Source organism: Rhodococcus sp. UFZ-B548 (genome assembly GCF_903819475.1).
Lineage (GTDB): Bacteria > Actinomycetota > Actinomycetes > Mycobacteriales > Mycobacteriaceae > Rhodococcus_F > Rhodococcus_F erythropolis.
In genome coordinates this window covers 39,729-57,968 of the sequence record NZ_CAIJDS010000031.1, presented here as the reverse complement: position 1 = coordinate 57,968, position 18,240 = coordinate 39,729, and the positions used below count along the sequence as shown (strand labels likewise).

Genomic DNA, 18,240 nt, shown 5'->3' with positions numbered 1-18,240 from the left:
AATCTACACGCTGCCCAGCCATTGCTTCGTGCGCCCGGGATGGTTGGTGGCCACCCAACTGACCCCGAGCTCACGACACAGGTCCACATCCGCCTTGTCGTCGACGGTCCAGCAGTACGTCGCGCGACCCGCAGCGGCAGCCCGATCGACCAGATCCGGATGTTCGCGCAGCGCCTTGATCGACGGCCCGATGGCCGTGGCGCCGACAGCCGTCGACGCACCACCGCCGAGGTATCGCGACGCGTCACCGAGCAGGACCGTCGGCAGCAGCGGTGCCGAACGGCGCACTCGCCAGACCGCAGTAGCCGAGAAAGACATGACCACAGCGCGAGAGTGATCGGCCGACGGCGGTGACGCGATCCCGAAGCGGTGCAGTTCCGCGAGAAGTTTTGCTTCGACCAGGCCGCCGAACCGCACTGGGTGTTTGGTTTCGATGAACAGCTTCACCGGGCGCGCGAAATCCAGGGCGAGGGTGATGAGGTCGGAGAGAGTCAGCAGTTCGGCCGGTTCGCTCGTCGACCCGTAGTCCAGAGCGTTCAGCGAATCGAGCGTCATCTCGCTGACGATCCCGGTGCCGCTGGAGGTGCGGTCGACCTTGCGGTCGTGAACGCAGACCAGGTGCCCGTCGCGGGTGAGCCGGACGTCGCATTCGAGCCCGTCGGCACCCTCCTCGAGGGCCAGTTCGTAGGCGGCGAGGGTGTGCTCCGGCCGCGCAGCCGACGCACCTCGGTGCGCAACGACGAGTGGACCTCGACGATCTGGGCTCACAGGGCAGCGGTCTCCTTCTCTTCCAGCACCGAGCGCGGCACTGGCACCCATCGAGTTTCCGATTCGGGTTCGCCGCGCCAGCTCTTGCGCTCGATCCGTCGGATCACGACGAGCGTCAACGACGCGGTGACTGCTGCGACCAATGCGATGAAGGCGTTCAGCAGAACCCCGTCGGCCATTGCCTGAATCCCCGGGCGTGATCGCCAGTACGCGTTGACCACCAGCAGCAGAGCGCTGAATCCCCAGAAGCCCCACCAGATCTTCACCAGCAGAGTTCCGCGCGGATCGCGGCGGACCAACTCGAAGAGATAAACCGCCGGCATCACGAGGTTGAGGATCGGCACAGCGCAGCCGACGACAACTTCCGACGCTGTGCGCGGATCGGATTCCCCGGCACCTGCGAAGTGTTCATGACGCCGACGAAGCAGCCAGCACACACCGGCGACAGCCGCGAAGACCGAGATCAGCAGTCCACCCAACTGAGTGAAGTACACGGCGGCGTCGGAGACCGTGAGAAGCCACTGCGGGATCAGCGTGGTGCGGTTACGCACCAGGATCGCGTATCTGCCCAGTTCGGCGAACACAGCGAGTCCGTAGAGAATCGTCGCGAGTGTCAGCAACGGCCCGACTCTGTCGGCCATCCGGTCCGCTCGCGAGGGCGGCACCGGTGAGGTGTCGACGATGTCCTGGAGCCCCCACTGCGGGACGGCGTCGTAGCGCGGGGTGGTGAGGCTACGACGCACTGGTGCGTCCCCCACGCCGCGTGGGTCGGACGGTGAGCGCGCGATCCAGCGGAAGCCTCGACGGTTGGGTGGTTGGTAGATCTCGGTGCGGGTGGGGATCAGCAGGACGCCGCTGCAGCGCGGGCACCACTGCGTTGGGCCGCCGACGACAGGCCATCGTGCGGCGCACCGGGCGCAGACCTGAACGACACTCACAACTTCGATTCTGTCACGCCGTATCGGTAACGGCAGCAAATGGATTCACTCCCGATTTGTGATCGAACCTCCACCGCGTTCACCTGCATTGTTCGAATAATGTGACCTCCGCCACTTAAAAACTCGAGTTATCCACAGTTTCCACAGGTTCATCCACAGTTCTGGATGAATGAATCGGGCTTTATCCACAGGTCACGGGCAAGACCCTGAGAATTTGCTGACAGGTGTTAGCGAACGATGCACAGGCTCGAGGATGAATTTGACACCGCAGGTCAGTGAACTTTTGGGCGTCGGCGTCATTTATCCCGGCAAAGTTCACAATCCATTCAGAAATTGCTCCCGAAAAGACAGAAAAGACCGTTATCCCTTTTTTGCGGGAAGTCGGTTTTTGACACACCTGGAAGCATGACCGTCGATGACTTCTCCACAGCCCGAGCCAACTCTGACGTTCACCCCGAAACGGGTCGCGCAGCTCGCGTTCGTGTTGATCGGATGTCAGCTCGTCATTCGCGCCTGGGTTGCCGCGAGCAATTACTTCTACTGGGACGACCTCATCCTGATGGGCCGCGGAGGACGCTTCCCTCTCTTCTCGAGCGAACTCCTGCTCTACGACCACGACGGTCACTTCATGCCCGCGGCCTTCTTCTTCACCGGGTTGATCACCCGCATCGCGCCGTACCACTGGGCGCTGTCGGCAACGCTGCTCGTCATCGGCCAGGCCGCGGCGTCGTTGGCGCTTCTGCGCACTCTTCGGTTGGTCCTTGGTTGGCGACCGGCGCTGTTGATTCCGCTGATCCTGTATCTCTTCGTCCCGCTGACCCTTCCGTCGTTCTCGTGGTGGGCGGCCGCACTCAACGCCTTGCCGCTTCAGATCGCGCTTGCCTGGGCATGCGGCGACGCGATCAAGCTGTACCGCACCGGACATGTGCGCTACGTGTTCTCGGGCACCGCGGTTTTTGTCGTCTCTCTGCTGTTCTTCGAGAAGGCAGTGCTCGTTCCGTTCGTGGCACTCGCTTTTCTGGTGCTGTACTTGCGCACACAAGGTGAAGGAACGCCGATACGAAGTGCGGTCACGAAGTGCCGACGCCTGTGGACGGCCTGCGCCGCCGTGCTCGCGATCTGGATTCCGGTGTATCTGACAACTGTCGAATCTCCGATCACCGGCAACGGCCGTTCCATGTCCACCGAACTGCTGCATCACGGCACGTCTTTGGGGATGCTTCCCGCCCTTCTCGGCGGCCCCTGGCGCTGGGAGCGGTGGATCCCCAGCCCCGCCTGGGCCGATCCGCCGACGGTCTTGGTGGCCGCGGCCTGGGCCGCGCTGCTGACGACGGTCGTGATGACCGTGCGTGCCCGACGCGGCGCTGCCTGGATCTGGGCCGCCGCTGCGCTGTACTTCCTGGCCTCTGTCGTGGCGATGACCGCTACCCGATCCGACGCCGACACCACGTACGAGTTGGCGCAGACCTTGCGGTACTTCACGGATTCGGCGACGGTGTTCGCCCTCGCCGCCGCTCTGATTCTCGGTGCACCTCGGCGGCGTCCGGCCCGGATACCCGTCGCAGTCGCCGCCGGCCTGTCGGCGCTCTTTGTGGTCAGTTCGCTCGTCTCGACCGTCACGTTCGTCGACATCTGGCGCGAGAACCCGACTCGCGACTACCTCGCCAACGCGCGAATGTCGTTGTCACAGAATCAGGATGCTCCACTGCTCGAGCAACCCGTCGCGATCGAAGTGCTCCTTCCCGTCGCCTTTCCGAACAATTTGGCAAGCAATGTTCTCGCGCCACTGCCTGATCGCCCCGAATTCTCTTCCAGCACTCCGATTCTGCGCACCATCGACGACAGCGGACGGATTGTCGATGCCGAAGTGACCTGGACGAGAAGGATTCCCGAAGGAGCAGCACCGAACTGCGGCACCCGTGCCGAAGGCCCGACCGAACTCCCCCTCGACGGCCCCCTGGCCGGCTGGGAATGGACGGTGCAGCTCAATTACCTCGCGAGCACCGACGGAACGATCGATGTTGCGTTGGAGTCCGGCGACGCAGTATCGGTACCCGTGACGCAGGGTTTGCACTCGGCATTCGTGCGCCTGGTCGGCCACGGAAACAGTGTGAAGATCACGCCGACAACGCCGGGACTGACGCTGTGTTTCGGCGCCGGACAAGTCGGTGCCGTCGTCCCGACCTCCGCAAAATAGTGGCAGAGTAGAAGTCATGGAGCTGCGTATATTCACCGAACCCCAGCAGGGCGCTACCTACGAACAACTACTGACTGTTGCCCAGACCGCCGAAAAACTCGGCTACGGCGCATTTTTCCGCTCGGACCACTATCTCGCCATGAATTCCGACGGCCTTCCCGGGCCCACCGACGCGTGGATCACGCTCGCCGGAATCGCCCGCGAAACATCCACCATCCGCCTCGGCACTCTGGTGACGTCGGCTACGTTCCGTCACGCCGGACCGCTGGCCATCTCGGTCGCACAGGTCGATCAGATGAGTGGTGGCCGCGTAGACCTCGGCATCGGTGCCGGCTGGTACGAGGAAGAGCACCAGGCGTACGGCATCCCGTTCCCGGCGCTCAAGGATCGCTTCGAACTACTCGAGGAAACTCTCGACGTAGTGACCGGCCTGTGGCGTACGCCGGTCGGCGACACGTTCGACTACGACGGTAAGCACGTGCAGATCAAGAACTCTCCCGCGCTTCCCAAACCGCACCAGGTCGACGGTCCGCCGATCCTGATCGGTGGCACGGGCAAGAAGAAGACTCCGGCACTCGCCGCTCGGTTCGCGAACGAGTTCAACATCCCGTTCAAGTCCCTCGCGGAAACAAAGGACATCTTTGCGCGGGTTCGTCAGGCTTGCGTCGAGCACGAGCGCGATCCGAACGAATTGGTGTACTCCAACGCTCTCGTCCTGTGCTGCGGCCGCGACGAGGCGGAGATCAAGAAGCGCGCCGAAGCGATCGGACGCGACGTGGACGAGCTACGTGAGAACGGTCTGGCCGGAACACCTTCGGAGCTGGTCGACAAGATCGGCACTTTCGCCGAGGCCGGTTCACAGCGCGTGTATCTGCAGACTCTCGATCTGGCCGATCTGGATCATCTCGAACTCGTCGCAAGCGAGGTCATGCCCCAACTGCAGTGAGGAAAGGTCCGGGATCTACAGCGCGTTCGCGTCGAGGAACGCGCGTAGGTCTCGGTCCCACTGGGCCGAGCGGGAACGATCGAGAAAGACCCGCACCAGCATGAACGCGATGACCAACAGGGACATCACGCTGAACCAGGTGAAAACCCCGGTGACCACGGCTGCGACGTCGGCAGCACTCTGCGTGATCGGAGCTACGGTCTTGTCGCCGTGATCGTTGACGTAGATGGGGACCTCGGTGCCGACGGGCGTCGCCGAGTCGACAGTGACATCACCCGTGTGAACCTCACCGTTCCAGTTCCATTGCGCGCTGGCCATTTCGGTGGTCGGCGCAATGTAATCGGCTGTCGAGGCGGTGGTCTGCGTCGAATCTGCAGTCGTCGTCGCCGAAATGCTGTGTAATTCGGCGGATTGTTTGGCGATCAGTGCGTTCTGGCTCGAAGCCGTCGCAGCCCCTGCCCATACCGCGAGAGGCAGCAGAAGAATCGCGAAAATGATCAGACCGAAGGACATGAATCCTTCGATCCGATCACTGCGGCGAACCATCGGATCGTGGCCTACATGAATGGTGCGTCGGAGCAGCGACGCAGTTCCTCGCGTACTACCTGACATTATTAGCTCAGTTCTCTCGACGACACACTCTTACATCGAGATTCCCTTTGTTTCGATCTAGTTGCAAGTGTTAACGAGCTGAATCACATGTGTCCTCCAACACCTGTCCAGTTATTCGCTCGGCGGAAGGATGTCCGTCTGCGCCGGAACCTGATCCTGACGGAGCAATCCGACCGGGCAACTGACGCCGGTGGCATGCACCGGGCAGTAGCCGCCGGGGTTCTTCGCCAAATACTGCTGGTGGTAATCCTCCGCGTAGAAGAAGTCGCGCAGCGGACCGATTTCGGTGGTGATCGCGCCGTATCCGGCTTCGGCAAGTCGTTCACCGAAAGCGACGGCCGACGCATGAGCGATTTCTTCCTGCTCGGCGGACGTCGTGAAGATCGCCGAACGGTACTGCGAGCCCTGGTCGTTACCCTGACGCATCCCCTGCGTCGGATCGTGGTTCTCCCAGAAGTGCGCCAGGATCTGCTCGTAGGAGATCACTGCGGGATCGAAGACCACCAGCACCACTTCGGTGTGACCCGTGCGTCCGGAGCACGTCTCTTCGTACGTCGGGTTGGGGGTGAAGCCTCCCGCATAACCCGCAGCGGTTGTGTACACACCGGGAAGCTGCCAGAACTCCTTCTCGGCGCCCCAGAAACAACCCATCCCGACGACGACGGTCTGCAGTTCGGCCGGAAACGGCGGCGTCAACGGATGCCCGTTGACGTAGTGCGCGGTAGGTACCGGCATTTTCTGCTCTCGCCCGGGCAGGGCGTCCTCAGGCGCGATCAGCGTGGATTTTGCGGACGCTCGTCCCAGAATGTCGTCGTACCAGCTCATGCTTCGATGCTACGCGCGAGCGGCTGTTTCGCCACGCCGTCACCGCGCGGGCGCCGGGCAGCTCCACCCACCGGTAGCCGATTTCTGCTACCGCGGCCGTTGCCAGAAGGAACAGCGCGAACGCCAGCGTCGGTCCGACGTACAAAACGGTGTTCTCGACAACGCGGTACAGGATCAGGGTGTGGACGAGATAGATGATGTAACTGCGCGTCGAAAGCCATTTCACGACCGACCAGCGCGTCGGGACACCGTCGTAGCGGCCGATGAGAACTACCGCTGCGGCGACTACCGAAATGGTCCACAGGTAGTGCTCGCCGGCCCAGTAGACGCGGAACTGGGTCGCCACGATGATGACGTGCATCTGAACGAGGACGGCAACGATCAGCCAGCGGCCGGGAGCGAGCTTGGCCCACGCGAGGTACATGATCTGACCGAGGAAGACAGCCGGCAGCGTCGCGGCGATCTTGGACAGCATCGGCACGGTGTACGGCAACGGCGCGTAGACGTTGTAGAGCAGCACCAGTGAGCACAGTGCTCCGCCGGCGAGCGGCATGACGATTGGACGCAGACGCAGTATCGGTCGAGCCGCGACGCAAGCGAGATAGAAGAGGAATTGGACGGTGAGCGTCCAGGTCACTCCGAGAACCGCTACCTCGGGTTTGAGAAAGAATCCGCCGAGAAAAAAGCTCATCAACGCTTCGGTATCGGAAATACCTTCCTGACCGCTGAACATTCCGTTGATTCCGAGGCGGACCAGAAGAATGGCAATCGCGGTTGCCACCCAGAATGCGGGCAGCAGGCGGCTGAATCGGTTGGTCAAGAACTTTCCGGGACCGTCACGAATCGCGGACCGCGTCACCAGAGCGCCGGTCAGCATCATGAATACCGCGACGCCGACAAAAGAGAGATGCTGGTTGAGTTCGGCGGGCTCGATCAGAACGCCGTAAACGACGTCGATCACCCACCAACCCGAGCCGAGATCGTCGATGACGTAAAAAGAGATGTGGGAGTAGATCACGGCGGCAACCGCCAGTGCTCGCAGCAGGTCAGCGCCCGGAAGATTCACCCGAGGCGCGGCCGCCTCTGGTGATTCCGGGAGGAAAACTGGTGCGGGCATCGCGCAAGTTTAAGGTTCCGTTCACCTTTACGACGAATTTGCGCATATTAGCTTACCCTTAGATCCGACTAAGTTCGGTTAACCAAACTTTATTCTTTGGTGATTACTACCTGAGCCGGACTGTTGCGGACGGTGTACGAATGTTATTGGGTGGAAACCCGAAGAATGATTTGCACATACGCGAGTGACGTCACGCCGTGACCGGTGATCGACGCACTCTAAAGCACCAGGGCTCACCAGCCCGCAAAGAAGGGACCCTCGTGTCTGTTTACACGCTGCCGGAACTCCCCTACGACTACGCAGCCCTCGAGCCGCACATCTCGGGCAAGATCATGGAGCTGCATCACGACAAGCACCACGCGGCTTACGTTGCCGGCGCCAACGCTGCACTCGAGAAGCTGGCCGAGGCTCGTGAGAACGACACCATCGCAGCGCAGGCCAACCTGCTCGAGAAGAACCTGGCGTTCCACCTCGGTGGCCACACCAACCACACCGTTTTCTGGAACAACCTCAGCGCTGACGGTGGCGACAAGCCCGAAGGCGAGCTCGCCGCAGCGATCGACGACAACTTCGGTTCGTTCGATCTCTTCCGCGCTCACTTCTCCGCGAACGCCAACGCCATCCAGGGCTCCGGCTGGTCCATCCTCGCGTGGGACTCGATCGGACAGCGTCTGATCATCGTCCAGCTCTACGACCAGCAGGGCAACATCTCCATCGGCCTCACGCCGCTGCTGCTCCTCGACATGTGGGAGCACGCTTTCTACCTCGACTACCAGAACGTCAAGGGCGACTACGTCAAGGCATTCTGGAACATCGTCAACTGGAACGACGTTTCGGCTCGCTTCGACCGTGCACGTACCCAGACCGCAGGTCTGATCGTCTAGTCACAGCTCTTCTTGCGAACGGCGGCGCCTCACCAGGGGCGCCGCCGTTCGCGTCAGCAGAGCGCCACCGAGCAGGACCGTCGTGGCTCCGAAGACCAATGCCAGTGTGCGAGTTCCGGAGTCACCACTGTTCGCGCTGGTCTGATTCACGGCCACCGGATCCGACAGCACCGAGGTCAACTGAACCTGCTGCGGAGTGGTCATCGCCGGAATACCGGATTTTGCGCCGTCGAGGCCCGTGACCAATGACTTGGCGATCCCTTGCAGCGTCGTGAATCCCTGGGTGATCTGATCGGTCACGTCGCCGAGCATCTGCGGTGCCTGATCGGCGATGGGGATGAGTCCGTCGTTCAATTGTCCGGCAGCACTGCTCAGTTGATCGCTTGCGCCTTGCAGCTGCCCGACAGCGGTGCGGACTAGATCACCGAGCTCCGTATCGGGTCCGACCGAGCCACCCAACAGTGCCGGAACGCTGCCCAATTGCGCATTCAGCGCACCGAGATCCGAACTCACACCGGCCAGTTGCGCTGTCACGTCGGGCGGGATCGGAAGGCCGTTCAACGCAGTTTGCAACGTGTCGATCCGTGTCTTCAATTCCACGGTCGACGACGACGCCTCCCCCAGCGTCAGGCCCAGTGAGTCAGCGCGCGTGGCCAGCTCTTCCGCCGACCCCGACGCCTGATCGACCACGCCGGATACCTGGTCCGCCACGCTCATCAACTCCAACGCTCCCGAGCGTGCGGTCTCGAGATACGGCAGCAGAGTGCCTGCGCCTGCCTTCACCTGATCGATGGACTTTCCGGCCTCATTGGTGCCGGCGACCAGAATCTGTGCGGTGGTGAGGTTTTGATCGATCGAGCGCCGCGCGGCCGAAGTCTGAGCCAGCAAACCCTTGATTCCGTCCGCGCCGACCTGCGCCGATACGGCCCGAGTCAACTCGGCGGACTTCTCCGAGTCCGAGCCATTCACCGCCAGTTCGACACTGGCTTGGCGGGGATCAGTGCCGAACATCGACGCGACGGTTTCGCTGAAGTCTTCCGGCACCGTCAACGTCGCGAAGTAGTTCCCGCCGGGATTGTCGACCACCTGGAAGTCGAAGTCTTCGTTCTTGCCCAACGTGTCCACCAGGGTGTCGCCGGCCCGAAGTTCCTTGCCGTCGAGCGTGGTTCCCGCGTCGGCGTTCACGATCGCGACGGTGTTCGAGGAATCGGCACCGCCCGCGAAGATCACGAACCCGATCCCCGCCACCGCAGCCGCGACAATCGCGGCCACACCACCCACTGCCAGCCGTCGACCGAGGCGTGACGGCTGGCGGTGGGAGTTCTCGGTGGTGTTCTCGGCGCTCATGGGCGAGACGATAAAGCAACAACTTGTAGAAACACTGAGAAGTTCTAGGTGGGCGCCGGGGTCGGTTTCGCTTCTTCTTTCGGGTCTTCATCCGGTTCGGTTCGAGGACCACTGATCAGGATGTCCGCCCAGCGTGTGGCCGGGTCGATGTCGAGCAGGACGGCCTTCACCAGCAACGAGAGCGGAATCGCCAGCAATGCTCCGAGTGCTCCGAGAACCCACGCCCAGAAGACAAGCGAGAGGAAGGTCATCGTCACCGACAACCCGACTGCGTCGCCGACGAACTTGGGTTGGATGATGGACTGGATCACGAAGTTGATGACGGAGTAGACGACGATCACCCACAGCATCAGCCACGGCCCGCCCTGAAGGAGTCCCAGGAGCGCCGGTGGGATGACGCCGATGACAAACCCGATGTTGGGGATGTAGTTGGTGATGAAGGACAGTAGCGCCCACAGGACGGGCAGCTGAATGCCCATCAGCCACAGCGCGCCACCGTCGAGTACCGCCACGATGAGGCCGAAGACCGTCGAGACGACCAGATATTTGCGAGTGCCGGCGGCAAAGGTGGAGAGCGCGTAGGAGATTTCGGGACGTTGCTCGGACAGCACATTCAACCGTGAGCGGATACTCATGCCGTCGAAAGCCATGAACAGCAACAGCGCGAGGATGAACACCAGATCCGACAGAATGCCGAGCAGACCCTCCAGCCCACTTTCGAGTACGCCCACGACCTTCGTGAGATCGATACTGCTGAGTGTGCTTTGGATCTGTTCGGTGCTGACTCCGAAGTCGGCCAACTTGTCGCGGCCCTCGTTGAGGAGGTTGGTCATCTCCTCGGAGTATTGAGGCAGGATTGTCGCCAACTGGGCCGTCGACACGATCAACGACGCCGCCAACCCGAGCAGAATCAGGTACACGGTGACCAGTGAGCCGAGCATCCCGACCCACTTGGGCCATCCTCGTCGCTGTGACCAATCCTGAATGGGCTGAACGGCAATCGTCAGCACGAGCGCCAGGAATACCGGTCCGAGGATGCCGCCGAACACCTTCATTCCGCCGACGGCAACCACGGTGGCCGCGAGACCGAGCAGGACGATCAGACCGCGCGGGATCGACCAGTTCGCACTACCGGAAAGCGTGGGGATCGGAGCGGGAGCCGCGGCGGCCGGCTTGCCCTTCTTAGAGAACACCGGCTTCCTTTGCCCGGCTTCTGATCTGGAATGCGCCCACGATCATGAAGAGGCCGAACAAGATTGCGTACCAACCCAACAGCCAGATGAGGCTGATGATGCCTTCGCCTGGTGCGATCAGAAGGATGATGCCGAAGATGACCGCGAGCACCGATGCGGCGAGCAGCCATCCCCAACTGGATCCTGGCAGCGCTTTCATCTTGAAGGCGCCGACAATTCCGAAGATTCCGAACATGATGGCGTAGAAGGCAATTATGTACAGAAGTACCAGCGCCGTGATGCCTGGCCAGACCAGCGCGACGATACCGGCTCCCACCGAAACGACGCCGGTGAACACCCACCATCCCCACGAACTCAGGTGTTCGCGGTCCCGGATGGCTCGAACGAGCGTGATCAAGCCGTCGACAATGGAGTAGATACCGAACAGGAAAACCAAGGCCACCACGGTAATTCCCGGCCACACGAGCGCGATGATTCCGAAGATCACGCCGAAGATTCCGCGGATCAGGATCATCCACCAGATCTCTTTGCCGTACTGCACGAACGGATTCTGCGTGACCATCAGTAGCCTCCGAAGCAAGCGGGTGTCTCTGACCGATTCAACAGCTTTTCAAACAGGGCAATACCGACAGATCGTATGGCTATCGTGACCTTTCCGCCCATCGAAACGCGCGGCTGATACCGAGTTGTGCTCTTCGGGTGCGAAGCGAGGGGACTTTCAGCCCGCTTCCCGAATACTTGCTTCCCGAATACTTGCTTCCCGAATACCGGGCGCAGTCCACGATCCCGAAAGCACTGCAGCCTTCGGCCAGTACAGGCGCAGAAAGACGTTGAATTCACCGGACGGAGCCGGCAGCCAGTTCCGCTCCTTCTCGCCACCAGGCGACTCGTGCTGGAGATAGATGTCCAGCGAGCCGTCGTCGGCGAACACCAGATCACTTCGATCGCCGATGGCATATCGATCGATCGGGTTGTCCACGAAGTACTGTCGCTCGTTCATCATCGTGAGCGACCAAAATCCCTCGACCGGCGGGAGCTCGTCCTTCTCGAAATGAAGTACGTACTTCTTCTCACCGGTCAGAGGCTTACCGGCGACGTCGGTGGTGGCGTGCGGGTACACGGCATCTGCGTCGAGGTTGGCCCCGAAACCGAGCCAGACGATCAGAGCCCGCTGAGCGTAATGAGTCCCGTAATGCCCCAAGCCGCGGTGCATCGTCCAGCCGTTCTTCGGATTGCCTTCCGCCTCCTTGGCGATCTCGCTCAGCACGTCCATTCCGGTCCGCGCAGCCCGGTCGAGGGCATCACGCACCTCTTGCGGGCGCGACTTCCAGGGCAGCGAGGAGCCGATTCCGATGTCGGACAGCTGTTTCATCATCTCGGTATCCTCCGGACGCGGAGGATTGTCGTCGAGAAGTGCGTCGAGCGTGGTGAAGAAGGCCTCGCCGTCCATTGCGGCCACCTGGTCCACCGGCGGTGTGCGCGTGTCGACAGCAGAGTTCACCGGAACTTCTCCGGGCGTGTAGTCCTGCGGGTCACCCGTCCATTCCGACAGTGGTGTGAGTCGCGTCCGGTCCTGCAGGCTGTGCACTTCGGCCAGGTCTGTTCCCCCTGACGTCGCGTAGCGGGCGACTATCCAATTCATCGCCGTCGGCGACCGCAGCAGCGTCAAACCCTTGGGCACGTTGCCTTTCCAATTCGGTCCGGCCACCAGGTACGGCCCCCCGGTGCGTCCTACCGTCCGAGATCCCGGCACCGTGAAGACGTCGCTCCACGCGTCGAGGATGGGGACCAACCAGTACCGGGTGCCGAAGTCCGGCAGCGAGAGCACCTGCGGTTCCGTCGAGACGTCCAGCCACCCCGACGAGTAGAGAGTGTCCGCGTTCGGCGAGACGACATCGGTGAAGCTCGCGTCGGGCGTCGTACGCGCATAAGCGAACTGGTTGAGCGGGGCTTTCATCGCCACCGGGGTCGGCGTCGCCGTCATGACGTCACGCGATACCGCCGCAATCAACAGGGGATACCCGAAGATCCACGCCTGCGTTGCCAGGTCTTCGAGCCGAGAACGGTTCTTCGACAGAGTCATGCCTGCGCATACCACCGCTCTCACCAGCGCAAACCTGGCTGGCACTCTCCCTGTCTTGTGTGCCAGTACCGAATAGGTGCATATTTCGATTACCCAACGAGGTGTGCCGGACCGACGCATGCGCGTCAGACCGAGATTTGCCCCAGCACCGAGGGAGGAACAGAAATGAACAGAAACGAAGCAATAGGCATTTCTCCGTTCCAAGCCGCTGGGTCTTTGCAGGGTTTCGTCATTTCCGGCCGTTGGCCGGACACCACCCAGGAGTGGGCGCAGCTTCTCGCCCTGGCTGTCCGAGTGGCCTCGATGCCGGGATTGTTGCCGACGACGACGGTCTTCGGAGTGCGTGAGGACGTTCCCGAGGATCCGCAACCCGGCACCGTCGGTCTGGTGGTTGCCGAAGGTCCGGTGCTCGGCGATTTTGCACTGACACCCGGCCGTTTCTCCGACCATCAGCCGCCGGCACTGATCATGCTGCACCCGCCGTCGGAAACTACCCCCAGCCTGCCGGAATGCGAGGGAAGCGCGTCGGGGTGCGTACTACTGCCAGGACTTCCCTACCTGGGCTTGGAGCATCGTGCGGCCTGGGTGGAGGCAGAGCCGGACGGCACGGTCGTCTCCATGATCAGCCGCGTCGGCATCGATTTGATCAGCGATCCCGACACCGCTGTTTTGGCCATGCTCCTCGCTTCGTGACGGCCGCGGTAAGCGATAAGTTCGGACTCCCAAACTTGCTGTGCGCTTTGCCAATTCGTTTCAGGCGCGCTAACGTGGGGAGCAACGAAGGGGAGTAGCCCCCAATCGCCTGTGTCGACATACTGGTTCGACGCGCTCCGCCTGGTGCGGATCGCGAAGCACCCGGCCTGGCGAACCGAAGGTCCTGTGGCCTCGGTGGGCGAGACCTTCGGCCGGACAAGCGCACTATGCGCCTGCCCAGGCCGGAGGCTCGCATTTTTCCTCCGACCTACACCGACCGGAGGAGTAAACCTTGCTTGCCGCAATACTTTTGAGTTTCGGCGTCATTTTCGTCGCGGAACTCGGCGACAAGTCGCAACTGATGGCAATGACGTTCGCCTTGCGATATCGCTGGTGGGTCGTCCTCGGCGGAATCACCGTCGCCACCACCCTTGTTCACCTTGTCTCGGTCGCCGTCGGCCACTACCTGGGCGTCGCACTCCCCACCGCGGCAATCTCCATCGTCGGCGGTATCGCGTTCCTGATCTTCGGCCTCTGGACCCTGCGCGGTGACGATCTCACCGACGACGAGCAGAACAAGGCCGGTCGCGTCACGCGATCCGCCTTCATCGCCGTCGCGTCGGCCTTCTTCCTGGCAGAACTCGGCGACAAGACCATGCTCGCCACCATCACCCTTGCGACCGACAACGACTGGATCGGCGTCTGGATCGGGTCGACGGTAGGCATGGTGGCGGCCGACGCTCTCGCCATCATCGTCGGCTCGGTACTGGGCAAGCACCTCCCGGACGGATTCATCAAGATCGGCGCCGCGGTGCTGTTCTTCGTCTTCGGTGTCTGGCTGCTGCTCGAGGGCATCTTCCCCGACTCGTCGGCCGGCATCATCGGCGGTGGCGTTGTCCTGGCAGTGTCCGTGCTGGGTGCGCTGGCTCGGATGATCTGGAAGCGCTCCCGTGCAACCGACTCCGATACACACCTCGTCGACGACAATCGGACGCCGATCGACTGACGCTCAACGAATAACGTCGCCGGCGCCCCAAATCGCGACCGGGACATGACCTTCCGCCACTCCGCTCGGTCCGAGCAGCTGCCCGAACCGCTTCATCGGGTACAGCGAGACACGTCGATCGAGGATCCGCACACTACCGATTCGGCGGAGTCGATCCTCGACGACAAGACTCTGCGCGAGGGTGCTCAGCCACACGCTGATCAACATGTTCGCTGTTCCGGTAGTCGCCACCAACAATCTGATCTCCGGCCAACTCGACACAAGATTGCCGAGTTCGTCGGTGGAACCGTCCACAGCGACATCGAAGATCACTTCGAACGGTGAACCGACAGCCTGTTGCGAGACATCGCAGCGGAAAATCAACTGTCGCGATGCAGTCAGCTGGGCCAAGCGCCGTCGAATCGCAGTCTCGTTCGTTCCACAAATCGCGGCGAGACGCGCATAGCTGGCACGTCCGTCACGGCCGAGCGCCTCCAACAGGGCACCGTCGGACTCACGGAACACTGTCGGATCTGCCGGCGCCGCAGCGGTTGCCAGCTGAGCGCGACCTGCTTGCCCCAGAGCGCCCGGCTCCCAACTGAAGCCGTCTCGGTACACCTTCACCCCGACCCGGCTTCTGATCGACAAGATTCCAGGATCGGCAGCAAGGTGCTCACACACCAAGGCGTCCAAACTCTTCTGGTCGGCGGCCACAACTCCGACGAAGTACTCGTACTCACCTTCCGTCCTGGCCAACAGATAAGCGCAGGCCAGCTCACGTAACCGCTCCCCCACGTCGGCAACCGCATCCTGAGTGGTCCTGATCAGGAGATAGCCGAATATGTGGGTTCGACCGATTGCGACCGCGTTGACCCACGAATGACCGTTCGAGACGAGTCGACGCCACCGGCGGGCGATCGTCGTCGAATCCATGTCGAGCACCGAAGACAACTGCGTCCACGACGCGCGGGGGTTGAGTTGGAGTGCATTGATGATCTCCAGATCAGATTCCGCGATCACAAATGCGTCGGATTCCGGCTTCATCTGCCAAGTATTGCTGGATTACTGCATTCTGGCCGGTGATCCCTGCCTGTTTGCCAAGGATATGTGAATCACTTCACAGGTTCACCACTTGGAGGCCCAGTGCTTCGCTCCACCAAAGTCACGGTCGCGCTGCTGTTCGTCGCCTACGCGATCGACTACATAGACCGGCTGGCGATCAACCTCGCCCTCCCTTTGCTCGGTGAGGAGTTCGATCTCGACTACTCCCAGCGTGGGTTGATCATCTCCACGTTCTTCATTGCATACACACTGGCCCAACTGCCTGGTGGACTGCTCGCCGATCGATACGGCGCAGTCCGGATGGCTCTGATCGGGTTGGTGGCGTGGAGTGTCTTCACCGGCCTCACTGCCCTTGCGTGGTCGTTCGGGACGCTTCTGGTTGTTCGCTTTCTCTTCGGTCTCGCACAGGGCGTGTTTCCGGCAGCCGCAGTAAAGCTGGTTGCCGAACGCAGCATCCCGGAGCAACGTGCCACCGCAACCGGATGGATGAACAGTTCCAACGCCGTCGGTACGCTTCTTGCCATTGTCGTTGCGGCAGCTCTTCTCCCGTTGATCGGCTGGCGCGGGATGTTTCTGGCCGTCGCGGCGCTCGGCGTACTCTCGCTCGTCAGCATCAAGTTGTGGCTCCCGCCCGCACTTCAGGCGGAGATCGACCACGGTCCGGATTCCTCCTGGGACAACATGCGCACCGTACTTCGCTCCCGCGCGATGTGGCTCTTCGCCTTGATGTTCTTCGGCTACGACTTCGTGATCTGGGGGATGTCGTCCTGGGTTCCGTCCTACCTCCATGACGAACGTGGAATCGCCCTCTCGAGTGCGAGCCTCCTTCTCATCCCGGCAACCGTGGTGGCCGCCGTGACCACCGTCATCGGCGGCCGAATCTCGGATCGACTGGCAGGCAACAGCCGCATCGTCGTAGTGCCGTCCATGCTCGCGTGCATCGTGATGCTCGTTTCAGTTCCTTTCGCCTCCAACACGGCCTTGTTCGTCGTTCTCGTCACCCTCGGATCTGCCGCTGCCTCTTTCGCTTTCATGCCGTGTTTTGCACTCCCACTTCGTAGCCTGCCTTCTTCGGTGGTCGGAGCCGCCTCGTCGATGATCATTTTCGGCGGCATGGTCGCCGGGATTGTCGCGCCGCTGGTGTTCGGATTCATCGTGGACCATCTCTCCTGGTCAGCGGCGTTCGTATCGCTCGCGCTCGGGCCCGTCGTGGCGATCATCGCGGTAATGGCAGCGCCGCAGACCCGAGAAAAGATGCTGAACCTGGTGCAACTGAAAACCGCCAACTGATCATCACCAACCGAAAGAAGATCGACCATGAATCAACTGCTTTCGAATCTTGAATTCGGAGACCCGTCGCGGTTGCGAACCGTCGAGCCGCACTGGTTCGATCTGTACCGGGACCTGCACGCACACCCCGAGTTGTCCGGCAACGAAACTCGCACTGCCGCACTTGTTGCCGAAGAGCTTCGGCGGATCGGCGGCTGGGACGTCACGATCGGAGTCGGCGGCACGGGTGTCGTCGGTGTTCTCCAAGGGAGCAGCGGGCCGGTGATCCTGCTACGCGCCGACATGGACGCGTTGCCGGTCGCAGAAGACACCGGGTTGTCATACGCCTCCAAGACGGATGGCGTCATGCATGCGTGCGGCCACGACGTCCACGTCACCGCGCTACTTGCCACGTGCGCAGCACTTTCCGCGGATCCGACGTCGATCACCGGCACTGTTGTCGCGGTCTTCCAGCCTGCCGAGGAGACCGGGTCCGGCGCTCGTGCGATGGTCGACGACGGAATCTTCGACCGTTTCCCGCGACCGGACCTCTGCCTGGGACAACACGTGGGTCCGACTCCGGCTGGGATGCTGGTCAGCAAACCCGACATCTTGATGGCAGCATCCGACACGATTCGAGTGGTTTTTCACGGCCGTGGTGGACATGCGTCCTCGCCGTACGCGTGCATCGACCCCTTGTTGATGGCAGCATCTTTCGCGCTGCGCATTCAAAGTCTGGTCGCTCATGAAGCGGCAACCCCGACAGCACCGGTGCTCACGGTGGGAGCATTGCACGCCGGCACAGCTGCGAACATCATTGCCGACGACGCCGAACTACTACTCAGTCTGCGAACTTTCAGCGCATCGTCGCGAGAACACATGCTCGAATCTGTAGGCCGGATCGCTCGCGCAGAAGCGGACGGAGCAGGCGCCACCGAAGCGCCGGACGTTCATGCGTACAACGGCTTTCCGGCCACGGTCAACACTCCGGACGCAACGTCCACGGTGATGACCGACCTACGCCGGGCCGGATTGGGAATGCACACCCTGCCGCAACCACTTTCAGGCAGCGAGGACTTCGGAGTCTTCGGCACTGCTGCCCAATGCCCCTCCGTATTCTGGCATTTCGGCGGGACGGCGCTTCGGAGTTTCGACGAAAGAGCTCTCGCCGCACTCGCCGAGGGACGGATTCCTCCCGGCACACCCTCGAATCACTCACCGCGCTTCGCGCCGGATCCGGCCGCGGCACTACCCGAAGGTGTCACGGCTATGACTGCGGCCGCACTGGGCGCCCTTGCGCGAAGCGCGTGATTCCTACACA

The 18,240-nt window shown here is 62.0% G+C and carries 17 protein-coding genes; 7 read left to right on the top strand and 10 right to left on the bottom strand.

The features are described 5' to 3' along the window. Positions 1-3: 3 nt before the first annotated feature. Entirely contained in the window at positions 4-768 is a 765-nt protein-coding gene (locus tag H7C86_RS23495; protein ID WP_019746370.1) for a glycerophosphodiester phosphodiesterase, read from the bottom strand. After that, entirely contained in the window at positions 765-1,706 is a 942-nt protein-coding gene (locus H7C86_RS23490) for a DUF4328 domain-containing protein (RefSeq protein WP_182262329.1), read from the bottom strand. Before H7C86_RS23490 ends, H7C86_RS23495 begins: the two co-directional genes overlap by 4 nt. A gap of 415 nt (positions 1,707-2,121) precedes the next feature. On the opposite strand from H7C86_RS23490, the gene H7C86_RS23485 reads away from it, so the two are divergent. After that, the gene (locus H7C86_RS23485) at positions 2,122-3,903 is read left to right on the top strand and encodes a hypothetical protein (protein ID WP_182262328.1); all 1,782 of its coding nucleotides are present in this window, start codon (positions 2,122-2,124) and stop codon (positions 3,901-3,903) included. Positions 3,904-3,919: 16 nt separating this feature from the next. Beyond that, the gene (locus H7C86_RS23480) at positions 3,920-4,849 is read left to right on the top strand and encodes an LLM class F420-dependent oxidoreductase (protein ID WP_070384785.1); all 930 of its coding nucleotides are present in this window, start codon (positions 3,920-3,922) and stop codon (positions 4,847-4,849) included. 15 nt (positions 4,850-4,864) lie between these two features. Here the strand turns inward: H7C86_RS23480 and H7C86_RS23475 are convergent, their stop codons facing one another. The 3 genes from H7C86_RS23475 to H7C86_RS23465 all read right to left on the bottom strand — a co-directional run bounded on the left by H7C86_RS23475 (position 4,865) and on the right by H7C86_RS23465 (position 7,403). Next, positions 4,865-5,461, bottom strand: a complete 597-nt coding sequence (locus H7C86_RS23475; RefSeq protein ID WP_020905734.1) for a hypothetical protein — start codon at positions 5,459-5,461, stop codon at positions 4,865-4,867. 111 nt (positions 5,462-5,572) lie between these two features. Continuing rightward, positions 5,573-6,286, bottom strand: coding sequence for a peptide-methionine (S)-S-oxide reductase MsrA (gene msrA / locus H7C86_RS23470; RefSeq protein WP_020905733.1), 714 nt, complete (start codon positions 6,284-6,286; stop codon positions 5,573-5,575). After that, complete coding sequence (locus tag H7C86_RS23465) at positions 6,225-7,403, bottom strand: acyltransferase (protein WP_020968085.1); 1,179 nt, start codon at positions 7,401-7,403, stop codon at positions 6,225-6,227. The genes msrA and H7C86_RS23465 overlap by 62 nt, the downstream gene beginning before the upstream one ends. A gap of 260 nt (positions 7,404-7,663) precedes the next feature. On the opposite strand from H7C86_RS23465, the gene H7C86_RS23460 reads away from it, so the two are divergent. Further along, positions 7,664-8,287, top strand: a complete 624-nt coding sequence (locus H7C86_RS23460; RefSeq protein ID WP_003944189.1) for a superoxide dismutase — start codon at positions 7,664-7,666, stop codon at positions 8,285-8,287. Here the strand turns inward: H7C86_RS23460 and H7C86_RS23455 are convergent, their stop codons facing one another. From H7C86_RS23455 to H7C86_RS23440, 4 genes are all read right to left on the bottom strand, one after another. Beyond that, entirely contained in the window at positions 8,288-9,634 is a 1,347-nt protein-coding gene (locus H7C86_RS23455) for a hypothetical protein (RefSeq protein ID WP_182262327.1), read from the bottom strand. Positions 9,635-9,678: 44 nt separating this feature from the next. Continuing rightward, on the bottom strand, positions 9,679-10,827 hold the full coding sequence (locus H7C86_RS23450) for an AI-2E family transporter (protein WP_020905730.1): 1,149 nt from the start codon (positions 10,825-10,827) through the stop codon (positions 9,679-9,681). After that, on the bottom strand, positions 10,817-11,389 hold the full coding sequence (locus H7C86_RS23445; protein WP_019746361.1) for an HdeD family acid-resistance protein: 573 nt from the start codon (positions 11,387-11,389) through the stop codon (positions 10,817-10,819). Before H7C86_RS23445 ends, H7C86_RS23450 begins: the two co-directional genes overlap by 11 nt. Before the next feature lie 156 nt (positions 11,390-11,545). Continuing rightward, a complete protein-coding gene (locus H7C86_RS23440) occupies positions 11,546-12,910 on the bottom strand; it encodes a DUF1254 domain-containing protein (RefSeq protein WP_166501617.1) in 1,365 nt (454 codons plus the stop codon). 165 nt (positions 12,911-13,075) lie between these two features. On the opposite strand from H7C86_RS23440, the gene H7C86_RS23435 reads away from it, so the two are divergent. After that, positions 13,076-13,603 (top strand): hypothetical protein, encoded by a 528-nt coding sequence (locus H7C86_RS23435; protein ID WP_019746359.1) that lies wholly within the window; start codon positions 13,076-13,078, stop codon positions 13,601-13,603. 292 nt (positions 13,604-13,895) lie between these two features. After that, a complete protein-coding gene (locus H7C86_RS23430) occupies positions 13,896-14,609 on the top strand; it encodes a TMEM165/GDT1 family protein (RefSeq protein ID WP_019746358.1) in 714 nt (237 codons plus the stop codon). A 3-nt stretch (positions 14,610-14,612) separates the two neighbouring features. Here the strand turns inward: H7C86_RS23430 and H7C86_RS23425 are convergent, their stop codons facing one another. Beyond that, positions 14,613-15,632, bottom strand: a complete 1,020-nt coding sequence (locus tag H7C86_RS23425) for an Lrp/AsnC family transcriptional regulator (RefSeq protein ID WP_069146685.1) — start codon at positions 15,630-15,632, stop codon at positions 14,613-14,615. A 99-nt stretch (positions 15,633-15,731) separates the two neighbouring features. Here H7C86_RS23425 and H7C86_RS23420 point away from each other — a divergent pair, with 99 nt between their 5' ends. Both H7C86_RS23420 and H7C86_RS23415 read left to right on the top strand, forming a co-directional pair. Next, entirely contained in the window at positions 15,732-16,940 is a 1,209-nt protein-coding gene (locus H7C86_RS23420) for an MFS transporter (RefSeq protein WP_029254177.1), read from the top strand. 27 nt (positions 16,941-16,967) lie between these two features. Next, the gene (locus H7C86_RS23415; RefSeq protein WP_047889364.1) at positions 16,968-18,230 is read left to right on the top strand and encodes an amidohydrolase; all 1,263 of its coding nucleotides are present in this window, start codon (positions 16,968-16,970) and stop codon (positions 18,228-18,230) included. Positions 18,231-18,240 lie beyond the last annotated feature (10 nt).

What these genes read in the sequence shown, in the direction of transcription:
- H7C86_RS23485 (WP_182262328.1), top strand. Translation starts at nt 2,122, where the DNA reads ATGACTTCTCCACAGCCCGAGCCAACTCTGACGTTCACCCCGAAACGG.
- H7C86_RS23480 (WP_070384785.1), top strand. Translation starts at nt 3,920, where the DNA reads ATGGAGCTGCGTATATTCACCGAACCCCAGCAGGGCGCTACCTACGAA.
- H7C86_RS23475 (WP_020905734.1), bottom strand. Translation starts at nt 5,461, where the DNA reads ATGTCAGGTAGTACGCGAGGAACTGCGTCGCTGCTCCGACGCACCATT.
- msrA (WP_020905733.1), bottom strand. Translation starts at nt 6,286, where the DNA reads ATGAGCTGGTACGACGACATTCTGGGACGAGCGTCCGCAAAATCCACG.
- H7C86_RS23465 (WP_020968085.1), bottom strand. Translation starts at nt 7,403, where the DNA reads ATGCCCGCACCAGTTTTCCTCCCGGAATCACCAGAGGCGGCCGCGCCT.
- H7C86_RS23455 (WP_182262327.1), bottom strand. Translation starts at nt 9,634, where the DNA reads ATGAGCGCCGAGAACACCACCGAGAACTCCCACCGCCAGCCGTCACGC.
- H7C86_RS23445 (WP_019746361.1), bottom strand. Translation starts at nt 11,389, where the DNA reads ATGGTCACGCAGAATCCGTTCGTGCAGTACGGCAAAGAGATCTGGTGG.
- H7C86_RS23440 (WP_166501617.1), bottom strand. Translation starts at nt 12,910, where the DNA reads ATGACTCTGTCGAAGAACCGTTCTCGGCTCGAAGACCTGGCAACGCAG.
- H7C86_RS23435 (WP_019746359.1), top strand. Translation starts at nt 13,076, where the DNA reads ATGAACAGAAACGAAGCAATAGGCATTTCTCCGTTCCAAGCCGCTGGG.
- H7C86_RS23425 (WP_069146685.1), bottom strand. Translation starts at nt 15,632, where the DNA reads ATGAAGCCGGAATCCGACGCATTTGTGATCGCGGAATCTGATCTGGAG.
- H7C86_RS23415 (WP_047889364.1), top strand. Translation starts at nt 16,968, where the DNA reads ATGAATCAACTGCTTTCGAATCTTGAATTCGGAGACCCGTCGCGGTTG.